The sequence below is a fragment of the Methylobacterium pseudosasicola genome, from assembly GCF_900114535.1.
In the GTDB taxonomy this organism is placed as follows: Bacteria; Pseudomonadota; Alphaproteobacteria; order Rhizobiales; family Beijerinckiaceae; genus Methylobacterium; species Methylobacterium pseudosasicola.
In genome coordinates this window covers 1-16,594 of the sequence record NZ_FOTK01000026.1, presented here as the reverse complement: position 1 = coordinate 16,594, position 16,594 = coordinate 1, and the positions used below count along the sequence as shown (strand labels likewise).

At 64.7% G+C, this 16,594-nt stretch carries 13 protein-coding genes and 1 pseudogene; 11 read left to right on the top strand and 3 right to left on the bottom strand.

Translation table 11 applies throughout. The annotated features are described in order from the left end of the window. Positions 1–113 precede the first annotated feature (113 nt). From BM228_RS22035 to BM228_RS22020, 4 genes are all read left to right on the top strand, one after another. The gene (locus BM228_RS22035) at positions 114–1,409 is read left to right on the top strand and encodes an MFS transporter (RefSeq protein WP_092044079.1); all 1,296 of its coding nucleotides are present in this window, start codon (positions 114–116) and stop codon (positions 1,407–1,409) included. Positions 1,410–1,515: 106 nt separating this feature from the next. After that, the gene (locus BM228_RS22030) at positions 1,516–2,634 is read left to right on the top strand and encodes an isocitrate/isopropylmalate dehydrogenase family protein (RefSeq protein WP_092043976.1); all 1,119 of its coding nucleotides are present in this window, start codon (positions 1,516–1,518) and stop codon (positions 2,632–2,634) included. Continuing rightward, positions 2,631–2,936: a putative quinol monooxygenase gene (locus tag BM228_RS22025; protein WP_092043975.1), complete on the top strand. Its 306-nt coding sequence runs from the start codon at positions 2,631–2,633 to the stop codon at positions 2,934–2,936. Before BM228_RS22030 ends, BM228_RS22025 begins: the two co-directional genes overlap by 4 nt. Positions 2,937–3,043: 107 nt before the next feature. Next, positions 3,044–3,586, top strand: coding sequence for a four-carbon acid sugar kinase family protein (locus BM228_RS22020; protein ID WP_244537254.1), 543 nt, complete (start codon positions 3,044–3,046; stop codon positions 3,584–3,586). A 68-nt stretch (positions 3,587–3,654) separates the two neighbouring features. On the opposite strand, the gene BM228_RS22015 is transcribed toward BM228_RS22020, so the two are convergent. Further along, complete coding sequence (locus tag BM228_RS22015; RefSeq protein ID WP_092043973.1) at positions 3,655–4,557, bottom strand: LysR family transcriptional regulator; 903 nt, start codon at positions 4,555–4,557, stop codon at positions 3,655–3,657. A gap of 233 nt (positions 4,558–4,790) precedes the next feature. On the opposite strand from BM228_RS22015, the gene BM228_RS22010 reads away from it, so the two are divergent. Further along, the gene (locus BM228_RS22010; protein ID WP_092043972.1) at positions 4,791–5,999 is read left to right on the top strand and encodes an aminotransferase class I/II-fold pyridoxal phosphate-dependent enzyme; all 1,209 of its coding nucleotides are present in this window, start codon (positions 4,791–4,793) and stop codon (positions 5,997–5,999) included. A 47-nt stretch (positions 6,000–6,046) separates the two neighbouring features. Beyond that, positions 6,047–6,952, top strand: a complete 906-nt coding sequence (locus BM228_RS22005) for an amino acid ABC transporter substrate-binding protein (protein ID WP_092043970.1) — start codon at positions 6,047–6,049, stop codon at positions 6,950–6,952. 45 nt (positions 6,953–6,997) lie between these two features. On the opposite strand, the gene BM228_RS22000 is transcribed toward BM228_RS22005, so the two are convergent. After that, positions 6,998–7,738: a GntR family transcriptional regulator gene (locus tag BM228_RS22000; protein WP_092043969.1), complete on the bottom strand. Its 741-nt coding sequence runs from the start codon at positions 7,736–7,738 to the stop codon at positions 6,998–7,000. Positions 7,739–7,917: 179 nt separating this feature from the next. Between BM228_RS22000 and BM228_RS21995 the strand changes: the two genes are divergently transcribed. The 5 genes and pseudogenes from BM228_RS21995 (at position 7,918) to BM228_RS35480 (ending at position 15,381) form a co-directional block, all read left to right on the top strand. Continuing rightward, positions 7,918–8,538 (top strand): RraA family protein, encoded by a 621-nt coding sequence (locus BM228_RS21995; RefSeq protein ID WP_092043967.1) that lies wholly within the window; start codon positions 7,918–7,920, stop codon positions 8,536–8,538. Between the two features lie 222 nt (positions 8,539–8,760). After that, positions 8,761–10,137: an MFS transporter gene (locus BM228_RS21990; RefSeq protein ID WP_092043966.1), complete on the top strand. Its 1,377-nt coding sequence runs from the start codon at positions 8,761–8,763 to the stop codon at positions 10,135–10,137. 92 nt (positions 10,138–10,229) lie between these two features. Further along, entirely contained in the window at positions 10,230–13,418 is a 3,189-nt protein-coding gene (locus BM228_RS21985; RefSeq protein ID WP_092044077.1) for an FAD-binding and (Fe-S)-binding domain-containing protein, read from the top strand. Positions 13,419–13,477: 59 nt separating this feature from the next. Continuing rightward, positions 13,478–14,377, top strand: a complete 900-nt coding sequence (locus BM228_RS21980; RefSeq protein WP_092043964.1) for an NAD(P)-dependent oxidoreductase — start codon at positions 13,478–13,480, stop codon at positions 14,375–14,377. Positions 14,378–14,421: 44 nt separating this feature from the next. Then, positions 14,422–15,381 (top strand): annotated as a pseudogene (locus BM228_RS35480) (amidohydrolase family protein). A 710-nt stretch (positions 15,382–16,091) separates the two neighbouring features. On the opposite strand, the gene BM228_RS21970 reads toward BM228_RS35480, so the two are convergent. Beyond that, a partial coding sequence (locus tag BM228_RS21970) for a YciE/YciF ferroxidase family protein (RefSeq protein WP_092043963.1) occupies positions 16,092–16,594 on the bottom strand: 503 nt, incomplete at its 5' end.

Here is a 16,594-nt window from a genome sequence, read left to right as displayed (position 1 = left end):
AATACTTGTGGATTTTGATAGTAAATCTGCACATAACTTAGCATTTAGAACAATCTAAGAAGAACTGCGGAAAGCGCGGCCTCAAAATGATCTAGAATATCTGGGAGATGGCCGTGGCTGAGAAAGATGATGGCGCCTCGACGTTGAGGAAGGTTGGCTATCGCCTAATACCTTTCCTCATGATTTGCTATCTTTTTTCTTTTATCGATCGTGTGAACCTTGGATTTGCGGCCCTCCAGATCGATAGAGACATACATCTAGGGCCCGCCATCATAGGCTTTGGCGGAGGGTTGTTCTTTCTCGGTTACTTCCTTTTCGAGGTTCCTAGTAACCTCGCCATGAACCGTTTCGGCGCTCGGCGCTGGCTCGCGCGGATCATGATCTCATGGGGTCTCGTATCGGCCGCCACGGCGTTCATAGTTGGGCCCTGGTCGTTCTACGCCAACCGCCTCCTGCTGGGCGCGGCCGAAGCAGGATTCTTTCCTGGCGTACTGCTTTATCTCACGTGGTGGTTCCCGGCCGCTTGGAGGGGCCGCGTGGTCAGCATGTTCTATGTCGCGGTCCCGCTCTCAAGTTTCGTTGGATCGCCAGTCTCGGCGGCGATTCTGCAAATCGATGGCTGGCTGGGCCTGCATGGATGGCAGTGGCTTTTCCTGATTGAGGGGACCCCCTCCATCCTTTTGGGCCTGGCTACATATTTCCTGCTGCCCGACCGTCCCAAGGATGCCCGGTGGCTGAGCCAGAACGAGCGGGAATGGCTTGAGTCGACCATCGCCTCTGAGCAACGGCAGGCCAAGCCGGTCGCTTCGCAACGGACGTGGCGCATCATGCTCCACCCGCAGGTCCTTTTGCTCGCCTTGATCTACGCCGGGAGTTCGGCGGCCAGCAACGGCCTGTCGCTTTGGCAGCCGCAGATACTGAAATCGTTCGGGCTGACGACGATGCAGACGGGGCTCATCAATTCCGTGCCCTTCTTCTTCGCCTCGATCGCCATGTTGTACTGGGGCCGCCGCTCCGATCAGGTCAAGGAACGGGTCTGGTCCACCGCCCTCCCCCTCGGTCTGTCGGCGGTGGCGCTCGGTTCCTGCCTGTTCGTCACGACGCTGGCGCCGACCGTCGTCCTCCTTAGCTTCACCCTAATCGGCACCTACGCCTTCAAGGCGCCTTTCTGGGCGCTATCGACCGAGATGATGGGGCCAGCTGCGGCGCCGGCCGGCCTCGCGCAGATCAACGCCATCGGCAACCTAGCCGGCTTCCTTGGCTCCTCGTTGATCGGCCTCATCCTTCAGGCCAGCGGCAGCTACACACTGGCCCTACTCCCCCTAATCGTCCTCGAAGCAATCGGCTGCATCGTCCTCGTCTCCATTCTGAGGGCCAGGTCCACGCGAGCGGCCGTGGCCGTAGGCTGACGGCAATGACCCTGAACTCGGACCCGCGCGGGGTCGGTCAGCGACCGCGGTCCCCTGACAGGCTCCATCCCCTATCCAGCATCTAGACCGAACCGAAGAGGCTGACATGACCCGCAATACGAACGACCTGACGATCGCCGTGCTGCCCGGGGACGGCATCGGCCGCGAAGTCATGGCGGCCTGCCTCGAACTTATGACGGCCACCGAATCCGTATCGGGCGGTCCGCCCCTTCGCACGGCGACGCACAACGCCGGTGCGCAGTACTACCTCGAAAGCGGCGACGCGCTGCCGGCGACCACGGTCGAGGCATGTCGGAGCGCGGACGCGATCCTTTTCGGATCCATGGGCTGGCCTGACGTGCGCTTCCCGGACGGGACGGAGATCATTCCCCAGCTCGACCTGCGCATGGAGTTCGACCTCTATGCGGGCGTCAGGCCGATCCGCTGGTTCCCCGGCCTGCCCAGGATTCTCGCCGACGAGCGCGCCCAAGGCATCGATTTCGTGCTGGTGCGTGAGCAGACGGAGGGTCTTTTCTACGCGCGCGGTCGGGGCAAGATCGTCGACGACAGCGAGGCCTACGACACGATGCAAATCACCCGAAAGGGGACCGCGCGAGCCAGCGAGTACGCCTTCGGACTGGCGGAGCGGCGCCGCGCGCGTCGGGGGACCGGGCGAGTCACTTGCGTCGACAAAGCGAACGTCTTCACGTCCATGGCCTTCTTCCGGAAGGTCTTCGACGACGTCGCGGCGAAGCACAAGGACGTCGAGGCCGATCACGCCTATGTCGACGCCATGGCGCTCAACATGGTCAAGAAGCCCTGGACGCTGGACGTGATGGTCACCGAGAACATGTTCGGGGACATCCTGTCCGACCTAGCGGCCGGACTTGTCGGCGGCATGGGCATGGCCCCCTCGGCCGATGTGGGCGACACGCACGCGCTGTTCCAGCCGGCGCACGGGACCGCACCGGACATCGCCGGCCAGGGCAAGGCCAATCCCTGCGCGATGTTCCTGTCGGCCGCCATGATGCTGGATTGGCTGGCCGAGAAGCACGGGGCACCCGAGCTGGAGACCCGGGCTCGCCTGATCGAAGGCGCCATCGAGGAAACGCTGTCGTCGGGGGTGGCGACGCCGATGGAGTTCGGCGGCGGGGCAAACTGCGCCGAGATGACCCGGGCGACCATCGCCGCCCTACCGTCGGCGATGCGGAAGGTCGGCCGATGACCCGGCCGGCAGACCACGTCGTCGTGGTGACGTTCGTCATCAAGGACGGGCATCAAACCTCCTTTCGGGATGCCGTCATTGAGAACGCGCGCCTATCCCGTGCGCGAGAGCCGGGCTGCAAGGTCTTCGACGTGTGTGCGTCCAGCGACCACGAGATCTTCCTGTACGAGGTCTACTGCAGTGCGTCGGATTTTCAGGACCACCTAGCCTCCGACCACTTTCGGACCTTCGACGAGACCGTCGGTCCGTGGATCGCAAGCAAGAGCGTGGTCACCTACGGCCGGCTGTCCGAGGGCGCCTGACGCAGCGAGAGGGCCATTCCGCCGGGGGGCCCATATCTGGAGATGACCGTGGCCATACTTCTTGGCGTCATCGCGGACGATTTCACCGGGGGACCGACGTCGCGAGCATGCTGGTGAAGGCCGGCATGCGGACGATCCAGACGATCGGAGTCCCGCAGAGGCCCATCGCCCCGGACGTCGATGCCGTCGTGATTGCCCTGAAGTCGAGGACGAACCCAGCCGAAGAGGCGGTCTCGATGTCGCTCGGTGCGCTCGAATGGCTGCGGTCCCAGGGCGTCCGCCAAGTCTACTTCAAATACTGCTCGACGTTCGATTCCACGCCAGCCGGGAACATCGGTCCCGTCGCCGACGCTCTCCTCGATGCGGTCGGGAGCGACTTCAGCATCGTATGCCCCGCTTTCCCGACCAATGGCAGGACCATCTACAAGGGCAACCTCTTCGTGGGTGACGTGCCGCTCGCGGAGTCCGGGATGCATCACCATCCTCTCACCCCCATGACGGACTCCAACCTCGTCCGCGTCATGGCCTCGCAGACGCGGCGAAAGGTCGGTCTGACAGACCGTTCGATCGTGGGGAGAGGGGCCCCGGCGATCCGCGAGAGCTTCGATCGATTGCGCCGCGAGGGCTTCGGCAAACCGGACAAACGGTGACCGACCGACGCCGGGACACTCACCCATGCCGCCTTTTTGCTGGCCATCCAGAGCGGTCACGCCGCTGATCACGCCCATCGGATAGGGCGGGTGAAATCGCAGGTCGAGCGCGCAATGCTCGATATGGCACTGACGACATTGGCTGTCTCGTTGGCACGGAACAGCGCCACGTAAGTGACGGGGGGCAGCGGCGGATCGGTCTCGACGATCCGGAGAGTCCCCCTCTCGATCAGACCGTCGAAGCAGTGGATCGGCAGGTAGCTGATGCCGAGTTCGGAGATCGTCAGGCCGACCTGGGCGATGAGGCTGTCGCTCATCACGAAGGGAGGCAGCCGGACGCCCCGCTCTTCGAGCCACTTGGTCATCACTAGACCCGATCCGGACCGCTTGCCCTGCGTCAGGATGTTGAACTCGGCTAGGTTTGCGAGCGGCACCACCCCGCGGTCGTGGATAAGGCTGGGACTGCACATCCAGGCGTTCTGAACGGTCGCCAGCGGAGTGCTCTGAAAGCCTGGCTGCCACACGCTGTTGGGCACCACAATGAAATCGAGCGACCCGTTCTGAAGGCGAACGAGGAGGTCCACGCTCTGCTCCACAACGGGTTCTAGGACGATGCTCGGGTAGGTCGCGCGGACTTCAGCCACGAAAGCCGGTAACCATGTCAGCGCCGTCAATTCCGTCACACCGAAGCGGAGTTGCCGGATGGCGGCGGCTTGGCTCGCGCCGATAGCGACGACTCGATCCCGCAGCGCCAACATTTCGTCGGCGAGTGCAAGGATCGCTTCTCCCTTCACCGTCAACTGAGTGCCACGACGGCTTCGGTCGAAAACCTGCGTCCCGAGCGACGCTTCAAGCTCCTGGATCCGCTTCGAGATAGCCGATTGTGTCGCGTTCAATCGTTCCGCCGCCTTCTCGAAGCTGCCGAGGATGGCAATCCAACGGAAGGCTTCGAGCTGCTTGAGGGTCGTCATCGCGTTCCAAACCAAACGTTTTTCGCCACCACGGCGTCGGGAGAGCTTCGGGACACGACGACGTCATTCGCACGTCGCGACACAACGGCGGGAAGCGGCACACTCAGTCCTTTTAGCGATGCTGATCACGTAGATTAAGTCGCTTTGCTCCAAGACTCCGGGATGGGATGAACTTACGCCGGAGTCGATCCGGGACGCGTCGGTCACCATCGGACGCAAACAGAAGATCGCTCATGACTTCCATCTCCATCGCGCATCGACCCGCGAGCGTTCGACCCTCGCCCAGCATCGCGGCCAAGGCCCTCGTCACGAAGCTGCGTGCCGAGGGACGCAGGATCATCGACTTGACGGTCGGAGAGCCGGACTTCGTCACCCCGCGATCAATTATGGACGCGGCACAGGCGGCCATGCGCGCCGGTGATACGCATTACACAGCTTCGAATGGGACCAAATCCCTACGGCAGGCGGCGGCGAACAAACTCATGCGCGAGAACGGCTTGAGTTATACTCCGGATGACATAGTGATCGGCAGCGGTGCCAAGCAGCTGATTCAGACCGCCCTCGCGGCGACGCTAAACCCCGGCGATGAAGTGATCGTCCCGGCGCCGTACTGGGTCTCCTATCCAGATCTTGCGACTCTTAGTGATGGCGTACCGGTAGTGGTAGCTTGCACCGAAGAGGCCGGGTTCAAGCTGCTGCCCTCACAGATTGAGGCCGCGATTACGTCCCGGACCAAATGGCTCGTCCTCAACTCGCCCAACAACCCGTCAGGTGCAGTCTACAGCATCGCGGAGCTGACGGCCCTGGGCGAGGTCCTTGCGCGCCACCCGCAAGTGCTGGTGATGACCGATGAGATCTACGAGCATTTCATCTACGACGGCGAGCGCGCGATCTCGTTTGGGCGAGCCGTTCCGGCGCTGCTTGAGCGGACGCTGACAATCAACGGGGTGTCCAAAGCCTATGCGATGACCGGCTGGCGGATCGGCTACGCCGCCGGCCCGCGCGTGCTCGCCCAGGCGATGACCAGCCTCCTCTCGCAGAGCACGACCTGTCCGTCCTCGATCAGCCAGGCGGCGGCGCTGTCTGCCCTTTCAGGGGATCAGACTTTCGTGGTCGAGGCGCGGAGGGCCTACCAGACCCGTCGTGACCGCGCCGTCTCGCTGCTCGACGCCATTCCGGGCATCGCCTGCCGGCGCCCAGAGGGGGCCTTCTACGCTTATCCGAACGTCGCCGGCCTAATCGGTCGCCGTACCCCGGATGGAACTTGGATCGAAAGCGATCTCGACCTGTCGCAGCTTCTGCTGCGCGAGGGCGGCGTCTCGGTCATGGACGGCACATCCTACGGCCTCAGTCCCTATCTTCGCGTGTCCTTCGCCACCTCGCTGGAAACCATCGAGACCGGCTGCGCGGCGATCGCTCGTGTCGTCGCTACGCTCGATTGACGGATCCGAGCCCGCCCACCGTTACGCTTCATGAGAGGGAGGTTACCTTGCGCCTGCTCACGACCACGCTCGTACTCGCCATACTGATCGCGCCAGCGACGGCAGACCCAATCGACGGCACCCTGAAGAAGATCAAGGACAGCAATCGGATCGTCCTCGGCGTTCGAGATGCGGCGACGCCGTTCAGCTACATCGACGACAAGCAGAACTATGTGGGCTTCGCGGTCGACATCTGCCTAAAGATCGCGGACGCGGTGAAACGCGAGTTGACGCTGCCGGACCTCAAGGTCGAGATGGCCCCAGTGATCTCGGCGACCCGGATCCCGCTGATGACCAACGGGACGATCGACCTGGAATGCAGCGCGACTACCAACAACGTGGATCGCCAGAGGCAGGTGGCGTTCACCAACACACATTTCCTGTCCGCTGCCCGTTTCGCCTCCAAGACCGCGCAGGGCCTCGTCAACATCGACGATCTGAAGGGCAGGACGGTCTCGGCGGTCGCGGGTTCGACCAACCTCCTCATGCTCAACAAGGCCAACACCGAGCGCAAGCTCGGCCTCAACATCTTGTCGGCCAAGGACGTGGCCGAGGGGTTTCTACTTCTGGAAAACGGCCGCGCAGCGGCTTTCGTGCTGGACGATGTGCAATTGAGCATCGCCATCGCCCAGGCGAAGGAGCCTGGGGCGTATCGGATCAGCCAGGAGGCGTTCTCCGAGCCGGAGCCCTACGGGATCATGCTGCGCAAGGGCGACCCAGCCTTCAAGGCGCTGGTCGACCGGGCTACCGCCGACCTCTACCGAAGCCCCGAGATCACCGCCCTCTACGACAAGTGGTTCCTGTCGCCGACACCGCCGCGCGGAATCAACTACAACGTTCCGATGTCGCCGGAACTGAAGCACGCCTACGCTCACCCGACCGACAACCCGGACCCAGCCTCCTACGTCAAATGAGGGGGGCAAGCCGACGCTAACGCATCGGCATCGACGCGACGACGGTCATGTCGCGTCGATCGCCGTCACCGTTCGCCGGCCCATCGGTCCGGAACGCACTTCGGTGTGTCCGAGCACCCCTTCCTCCCTCGCACGCTGTCGCCACGCCGCGCGATGCATCTGGACGCGGACCTGCGACATGGTGAGGTGAAGCTGCATCGCCCGTCGCCCCAAATCCGCATCCTGCAGGCGTGCCGCAATGACGATGTCCTCATGGTGATGAAGGCTCTGAAGGAGTTCTGCCGGCGTGTAGAGGTAGAAGGACCGGATCACTACGGGCATGTCGATCATCGGCTCCAGGATCAGGCGGAGCCGAGGAGAACCGGCGAAAGCCAAGAGCGTGCGATGGAAGTCACGGTTGATGGCCTGGATCGTGGTGACGGCCGAATCTCCACCGGCGGCGATCGCAGCCGCCATCCTTCGATTGCTGTCCTCCAGTTGCTCCACCAGCGGATTTCCGCCGCGTGCCACGGCCAGCTCGGTCGCGTGGGCTTCGAGGAGGATCCGTAGTCGGAAAGTCTCCTCGACATCGGCGTCGCCCCACTCGGCCACGCGGATGCCTTGCCCGGCATCCGTCGTCGCCAGGCCATCCTCGACGAGCCTGCGCAGGGCCGCCCGGATCGGCGTCCGACTGAGCATGAATTCCTTCGCGAGAGGCTCTTCGCGGAGATGGAAGCCCGGCGCGTAGTGACCGCTGACAACCCTAAGACGTAGCGCGTCGTATGCGCGGTCCTGTCCCTCAGCCATGGCTGATCGATCCTCTACTCCGCAGCGCGAGCTTAGCGAACGACCGAAGCCGTCGGCAAGCCAAGCCCGCAAAATGTACTAAAAATGTACATTGATTGCGAACTTTGAGCCGACACGGCTTGATAGCTTGCCAGAAATGTACTTTTATTGTACGCATCTGGAATCAGCGGGAGGCGCTAATGCAAGGCGGAGAGCGTGCAGCCGGGGGTAACCCGGCGCAGATGTTTGCGGGCGTGGCGACGGCCGTCATCAGCGACAACTTGGAGCGGTTGCCTGGTGCCATAGGCCTGCGCTCGTTTCACAAGGGCGGCACCATGGTTGGTCCGGCCTTCACCGTCAGAACCGCGGCGGGCGACAACCGTGCGATCCACCTGGCCCTCGATGCGTTCCGACCCGGTGATGTCTTGGTGATCGACGGGGGCGGCGACACGAGCCGAGCCCTGGTCGGCGAGATCATGGCCGAAATCGCGGAAAGGCGGGGCGCGGCGGGTCTGGTTATCGATGGTGCGATCCGTGACGCGGGCACCCTGTCACGCTCGAATTTCCCGGTCTTTGCCCGCGCAGCGATCCACCGCGGCCCCTACAAGAACGGCCCCGGTCAGATGGGCGTGCCCGTCTCGATCGGCGGGATGATCGTCCAGCCGGGGGATATCGTGGTGGGCGACGAGGATGGCGTCGTGGCATTCCCGCCCGCCCTCGCAGAGGAACTTATCCGCGCCGTGAGGCAGCAGGAGGCCAAGGAAGAGGCAATCCTGCAGAGCGTTCGCGACGGCACCTACAAAGGCGCCTACGCCAAGTGAAGCTGCTTACAAGCGGCAGGGCTCAGGCCTATCGCGTGCCGACATTGGTAGTGTTCGGCGATATTCCGGACCGATTGCCGCAAACTGGCTTGGTCGACAATTCAACAAGATAAAACTCGATTTTTCTATCGCCTCGCAGCGACTAAACGTTCCTGTCCGAAGTATCTGAAGCACATTCAAAGTGCTCGAACGATGCGAGGCGACCTATCGGAGGAAGCGGACATGGCCAGAGGCGCAGCCATTGCGGGAGCGATTCCCGTGACGGAGCGGATGACCCGATATCGCTGGGTCGTCATGGGGCTCATCTTCATCGTCTACACCTTGGCGGCGGCCGACCGGGCCAACATCGGCATTGTGCTCCCCTTCGTGAAGAAGGAGTTCGCGATGACCAACACGGAGGCGGGCGCAGTCGTCAGCCTGTTCTTCGTGGGCTACTCGGTCATGCAGATTCCTGCGGGCCTATTGGTGAAGCGCCTCGGCACGCGGATCGTCTTCCCGATCTTCATGGTCCTGACCTCGCTGTTCACGGGACTTCTGGGGACGACCGGCTCGGCGCTGGCGATGAAGCTCAACCGGCTCGCCCTTGGCTTTGCCGAGGCGCCCCTGCCGGTCACCATGCTCTCGACCATGAACCGGTGGTTCCCCGCCCAGGAGAAGGGCACCGCGGTCGGCTTGTTCCTCGCGGCCGCCAAGTTCGGTCCCGTCATCGTTCCGCCGCTCGGCGCGCTGATCATCGCCACCCTCGGCTGGGAGTACGTCTTCTTCATCTGCGCGCTGCCGGGGTTGGTCTTCGCCGTGCTCTGGTATTTCCTGGTGGTCGACGAGCCGGCCCGCAGCCGCTTCGTGTCCCCGGCGGAGGCGGCCCATATCGGCAGTGGCCTCCCGTCCGCACCCGCCAACCGCACGCCATCGACGGCGCCGGCTTCGACCGGAGCGCGGAGCTTCGCCCGCCTCGACCGCATCATCCGGGGTCGGTCGGTTCGGCCCATCGCCACCGCGAAGGAGACGTTCGCGTCCGGCAATATCTGGGGACTGGCCATCGGCTACCTGATGATGACCGGCATCATCAACGTCATCCTCGCCTGGCTGCCGACCTACCTGACTAACGTCAAGCATTTCTCGCTGATGAGCGTTGGGTTCGTCGCCTCCGCCCCGTTCATCGGCGGTGTGCTCGGCAACATCATGGGTGGCCTGTTCTCCGATCGGATCGTCGGCAAGCGGCGCAAGCCAACCATCCTGATCAGCACGGTCTCGACCGTCTTCATGATGTACGCGCTCGTCCACGCGCCGAACGAGCCGGTGACGCTCGCATTTCTGCTGTTCCTCACCGGTTTCCTGCTGAACGTGGGCTACTCCTCCTTCACGGTCTACCCGGCCGGTCTGACGACGAAGGACGCCTATCCGCTGGCCGTGTCGGTGGTGAACACCGGCGGCCAGGCCGGAGGCGCGCTGTTTCCCTTCGTGACTGGGCTGCTCCTCGATGCCTACAGCTGGGATGCCGTCTTCCTGTTCCTCGGCGCGTCGTCGCTCCTGGCGCTGGCGGTGATGCTGCTGGTCATCGAGCCGGTCGAACGCGACGCCCAGGCCACGAACCCCTAGGCGCCGGCCTGCGCAGACAGGCACCGCCGCCGTCCTTGCGGCGGAGCCGCCCCCGGCCCGCCTCTCCCGGCATGCGCCTTCACGAGCACGCCATGATCCCCGCCCTGACCGACCTGCCGGCCCCAGCGCCCCTCTACGCTGCCTTCCTCGCCGAGCTGCGGGTCCGCGGCTTCGCGGGCGACCTATCTGCCGGCGCCGCCGACCGGACCGTGCTGTCCACCGACAACTCGATCTATCAGATTCAACCGATTGCCATCGCCTTCCCCCGGAACCGCGACGACCTGGTACGCATCGGCAAGCTCCTCGACGAGCCGCGCTTTGCCACAATCCAGATCTCGCCGCGCGGCGGCGGCACGGGCACCAACGGCCAGTCGCTCTCGGGCGGCCTCCTGGTCGACGTCTCCCGGCACATGAACCGCATCCTGGAGATCGACCCGGGGCGGCGCACCGTGCGCGTCGAGCCGGGCGTGGTGAAGGACCAGCTCAACGCGGCACTGAAGCCGTACGGGTTATTCTTCGCGCCGGAACTCTCGACCTCCAACCGCGCCACCATCGGCGGAATGATTTCCACCGACGCCTGTGGCCAGGGCTCCTGCATCTACGGCAAGACCCGGGACCACGTGCGCGCCCTGACGATGGTTCTGAGCGACGGGACCGTTTGGACCTCGGCGCCCCTCGCGGCGAACGACCTCGCCGCTGCGGCAGCCCGGACGGACCGCGTCGGCGAGATCCATCGGGTCGTCGACGAAGTCGTTACGACCGAGGCGGCCCTGATCGCGGAACGGTTCCCCAAGCTCAATCGCTGCCTTACCGGCTACGACCTCGCCCACGTGCGCGACGATGGGGGTCTGTTCGACCTCAACGCGGTGCTGTGCGGCTCGGAAGGCACCCTCGGCCTGATCGCCGAGGCCGAGCTGTCCGTGCTGCCGATCCCGCGCCACGCCGCCCTCATCAACGTCCGCTACGACAGCTTCGACGCGGCTCTCCGGGATGCCCGCGCGCTTGTCGACCTTGGCGCGGCCTCCATCGAGACCGTGGACTCGTGGGTCTTTGCGCTCGCCCGCGGCGACATCGTCTGGCCCGAGGTCAGCGCCTACTTCCCCGACGATCCCGAGGGCCCGGCCGAGGGCGTCAACCTGGTTGAGCTGTTGGCCGATACCGGGGCGGACCTCGACGCGCGGCTCGCCGCCGTCACCGACAGGCTGGCCCGTGACGGCCGGACCGGGGGCCGCCGCGGCTTCACCGTGGCGCGCGAGGCCGCGGCCGATCCGGTGTCAGTTCGGGAGGATGCGGCTCGCGCCTTCGGAGCCGGCGCCCAGGGCAGCCAGCGTCTCGCCGAGGACGGCGACGAGGCCGAGGGAGACGGCGTGCGGGTAGCTCCGCCGGAGGCGACCGACGCGGTCACCCGGATCTGGGGCATGCGCAAGAAGGCGGTCGGCCTGCTCGGCAACATGCAGGGCGACGCGCGGCCGATCCCATTTGTCGAGGACACCGCCGTCCCGCCCGAGAACCTCGCCGATTACATCGCCGAGTTCCGCGCCGCCCTCGACCGGCGCGGTCTCGTCTACGGCATGTTCGGTCACGTCGATGCCGGTGTGCTGCACGTGCGGCCCGCCATCGACATGAAGGCGGAGGGGGCCGAGGCGCTGGTCCGGGAGATCACCGAGGAGGTCGTCGCCCTGACCCGGAAATACGGAGGGGTGCTCTGGGGCGAGCATGGCAAGGGCGTGCGCTCCGAGTTCTCGCCGCAGGTGTTCGGGCCGCTCTACCCCGCCCTGCAACGGATCAAGCTCGCCTTCGACCCGCGCAACCAGTTCAATCCCGGCAAGATCGCAGCCCCGGAAGGCGCAAAACTTCTCACCGTCGACGGAGTGCCGACCAAGGGCGGGTTCGACCGGACCATCCCGGCCGCGGTGCGGGCGGGGTTCGACGAGGCGCTGCACTGCAACGGCAACGGAGCTTGCTACAACTACGACCCGGACGACGCGATGTGTCCGTCCTGGAAGGGCACGCGCGAGCGGCGACACTCCCCGAAGGGCCGGGCGCAGCTGATGCGCGAGTGGCTGCGGCGGCTGGCCGCCGAGGGGGTCGACCCTCTCGACGAGAGCCTGCGTCAGCGGCGCAGCCGCGGCTGGCTCGCGTTCACGCCCAGGCTACGGGCCAGCCTGTCGCGAGAGCCGGACTTCTCGCACGCCGTCAAGGAGGCAATGGACGGCTGCCTGGCGTGCAAGTCCTGCGTCGGCCAATGCCCGATCAAGGTCGACGTGCCGACCTTCCGGGCGAAGTTCCTCGAACTCTATCACGGCCGCTACCTGCGTCGCCCGCGCGACCACGTCGTCGGACTGATCGAACGGCTCCTCCCGCTCGCCGCCCGCTCCCCCCGTCTCGCCAACGCTCTCACCGGCTCGCGCGCCGGGGCGCGACTGGCGCACGCGTTCGGCCTGACCGCCATGCCGGCCTTGTCCGGTCTCGACTTGGTCGCGGAGACCCGGCGCAGGGGAGTCGAGGTGGCGGGCCCGGAAGCCCTCCGTGGGCTGCCACCCGAGGAGCGCGCGCGCAGCGTGGTGGTGGTCCAGGACGCGTTCACAACCCACTACGAGGCGCCGTTGGTCCTCGCGCTGCTCGACCTGCTGGGCCGGCTCGGCTTCCGGCCGTGGCTGGCCCCCTTCCTGCCCAACGGCAAACCCTTGCACGTCCACGGCTTCCTGGGTGCCTTCGAGCGCCAGGCCCGTCGCAACGCCGCGATGCTGCGGTCCCTGGCCGAGACCGGGGTCGACCTCGTCGGCCTCGATCCGTCGATGACCCTGACCTACCGGGCCGAGTATGTCGGTACGCTCGGCGTCGACCGGGCGCCGCGGGTCCAGCTCGTTCAGGAATGGCTGGCCCGGCACCTTGAGCGACGGCCGTCAACGGGCATGCCGACCGAGTTCCAGCTGCTGCCCCATTGCACCGAGCGGACCACCGCGACCGCCGGCCTGCGCGACTGGCAAGCGGTGTTCGCTCGTCTGGGCCACCGTCTCACCATCCTGCCGTCGGGCTGTTGCGGCATGGCCGGGACCTACGGCCACGAGAGCGAGCACCGGGCGATGTCGGAGCACATCTACGGGCTCAGCTGGGCCAGCCATGTCGGCCGCGCCGGCACCTCCGGCAGCTTGCTGGCCGACGGGTATTCCTGCCGGTCGCAGGTCAAGCTGATCGACGGCGTCAGGTTGGCTCATCCGGTAGAGGCACTGCTCGACGTCGTGACAAAGGTCGGCGTCTCTGAACGCGCGGCTGCCTGAAGAACCGCGCAAAAGCAGACCCGAAGCAACAAAGCATTGTGGAACGGGAGGAGAGAGTTATGACGACGCAACACCAGTTTCGGCTCGGGCTCGTTGGCTACGGCGAGATCGGAAGCACCCTGGGACGCGGTCTCCGTGACGCCGGCCTGCAGTATGTTACGGCCTACGACAAATATGCCTACGACGGCCCCTATGCCGACCTGATCCAGCAGCGGGCGCAGACCGCCGGTGTTGCCCTTGTGCGCTCGAACCAGGAACTGGCGGATGCGGCCGACCTGATCGTCAGCGTCACGCCGGGCTCGGCCTCCCTCGACAGCGCCACGGCCTTCGTCGGCTGCCTCAGTGACCGGCACACCTTCATCGACTTCGCTTCGGCGACGCCCAAGATCAAGGCCGGCGTCGCAGAGCAGCTAGCCGGCAGCGGCGCTGTCTTGGGCGATGGCTCCATCGAGGGTACGCCGAAGAACGGCTACGCCATGCCCATCCTCGTCAGCGGCGCGGCCGGTGAGCGCGTTCGTGATCTCCTCAACCCCTTCGGCATGAACCTGAGCTTCGTCGGCGAGAAGCTAGGCACGGCGTCGGGTATCAAGATCCTGCGCTCGGTCCTGATCAAGGGCATTGAGGCGCTGACCGACGAGATGCTGCTCGCCGCGCGGCACTATGGGGTCGACGAGATCGTGCTGGCATCGGCCTGCAAAACGCTGGCGCGACCCTGGATGGACACCGTCGAGGCACTGATTCCGTCCGGCGTGATCCACGCCAAACGCCGTGCCGAGGAGCTGGAGATGTCCGCCGAAGCCGTGGCGGATGCCGGCGTCGATCCGGTGATGGCGCGCGCCGTCGTGGCCCGCCTGCGCTGGAAGGACAGCCTGGGGCTGAAGGAGAAGCTCAACGGCATCGAGCCGCCGGACTTCCGGGCAGCGATTGATGCGATCCAGGCAAGCGTCGCCGCCCGGTAGCCGCTCAGCCCATCCGCAATTAATCGAAGTCAAGGTACCCGATTATGTCCCAATCCTTCAGGGTCGATGCAGGCCGCCGTAACCTGCTTATGTTCGGGACCGGTCTCGCGCTCAGCGCGGCACTCCCACAAGAAGCCTCGGCCGCCGACAGCTACCCGTACTCGGCTGGCTCCGAGCCCCCGCGTACCCCGGTGATTGCCGGTGTCACCGACTGTCACATGCACTACTTCGACAAGCGGGTAGCCACGGTTCCAGGGGCTCCCGTACTCCACCCGGATGCATTCCCCGACGACTACCGGAAAATTCAACGCCGGTTGGGACTTCAGCGGAACGTCGTCGTCACGCCCTCGGCTTACGGTACGAACAACCAGGTCACGCTGGCAGGCATGGCCGAGATGGGCGCCGGTGCGCGTGGCGTCGCCGTCGTCGACACCGCTGTCACCGATGCGGAACTACAGCGCCTGCACGGCCTCGGGATCCGAGGCATCCGCTTCAATCTCGTCCAGGCTGGGGCCACATCCCTCGATATGGCGGAGCCGCTCGCCGCGCGCATCAAGCCGTTCGGCTGGCATATCTAGTTCCATATGCCGGGCCGCGCGATGGTGGAGGCCGAGTCTCTCCTTGCGCGGCTTCCCGTACGGATCGCATTCGATCACATGGGCCGCGTGGCCCAACCCGGCGGCGTCGAGGATCCGAGCTTCGCCACGCTGTCCTGCCTCCTTGGTCGCGGCAAAACGTGGATCAAGCTGTCCGGCCCCTACCTGAACACCCGACAGGGCGGACCGGACTACCCCGATGCATCCGCCGTCGCGCGGGAATTGGTGCGGATTGCGCCGGAGCGGATGGTCTGGGGCAGCGACTGGCCCCATGCGACCGAGACGACCAAACCCGACGACGCGCAACTGTTCGATCTTCTTAGAGTCTGGGCGCCGGATGAGGGCGTGCGAAGGCGCATCCTCATTCAGAACCCAGCCGAGTTGTACGACTTCCCGTCGGTGACGTAGCTGGGCATGCCAGCGATGCCACGCGTTACCATGGATCAACTTGTCGATGGAGAGGGCGTCGAGCGTCCACTCACGGTGGACGAACGCACGGTGTTGGCCGTCCTGGATGACGAGTTCATGAGCGCGTCGGTAATAAAGATCCGGTCCGGCCGCCCCAGTTCGGACCCCATCAACGACATTTGCGCCGTCTGCAGTGAGCTTGCGCGCCGAGGATTGGCCGAGCATTCAGGTTCGGGGCGACGCTCGAAGAACCGTTGGCGACGCGCCCAATCTCAGCCAAAGCAAGCTTGTCTTATAAAAATCGTCAGCCAATCGCCTCGATCAGATAGCTGAGATTTGCACGCTATGGCTTTTGTCTGAGCACAATATTCCAGGACAATTGCTGTTTAATTTAGAAATGTCTTTTCTTATGAGGCCATAATTATCAAATATTATGCTGATAGCAATAATGACACGCCGAGCGCAAGACGTCCGCTTCATGATTTCGGCAGCAGAAAGCGGACATACAGCTTTCCACCCAACCCAGCCGTTCAGAGGCGCCCGCCAACGCGACCGGAGCTGGCCGAAAGCAGAATGACCGCTTCGGAGCACACCCGCTGCAAAAGCGGACGGCCTCCTACCGACCCAACCCGGCCATTCGAAATATATTCGCCCGTCCCCTGAAGCAGACGGCAGCAGGCCCCACATAAGAGCCATGCTGCGTCCACCCGTCAGCGTCGCTTGGATCGCCCGGCTTCCGAGAGCGCGACCGCGACCAACATACCGCCCAGCGCTAGCCCAACCGTAAGGCGGGGGTGCATGTACGCCGTGGTGGCGAGCGCGGTCTCGTCCGGATAGCGGGTCGAGGTGCGGCGTGTCAGTAGATGATCGTAGAGCTGTGTGAAGGCCCGATCGATCGCGCGGGTCTCGACAAGCGTACGATCTAAAAGCTTGGCGGCTTTGGCGTGCCCGAGCGCGTGCGCAGCACTACGTAGCGTCCCATACCGGGCGATGTAGAAATGCGCCGCAACTTGACCGTACTCAATGTTGATGAGATCGCGGTCGACGGCGTTCCTGTGCTTGGCTATTTCTGCTTCGTTGAGATCGCAGATGCCCTGCATGGCTGGATCTTTTTTGGGATCGGGCCTGATGCCGATTAGATCAAATACTTCGTCCAACCGCTTCTGCTGAACGATGTTCTGCTTGGATCCCGCCTCCAGCATCTGTTTGAGCT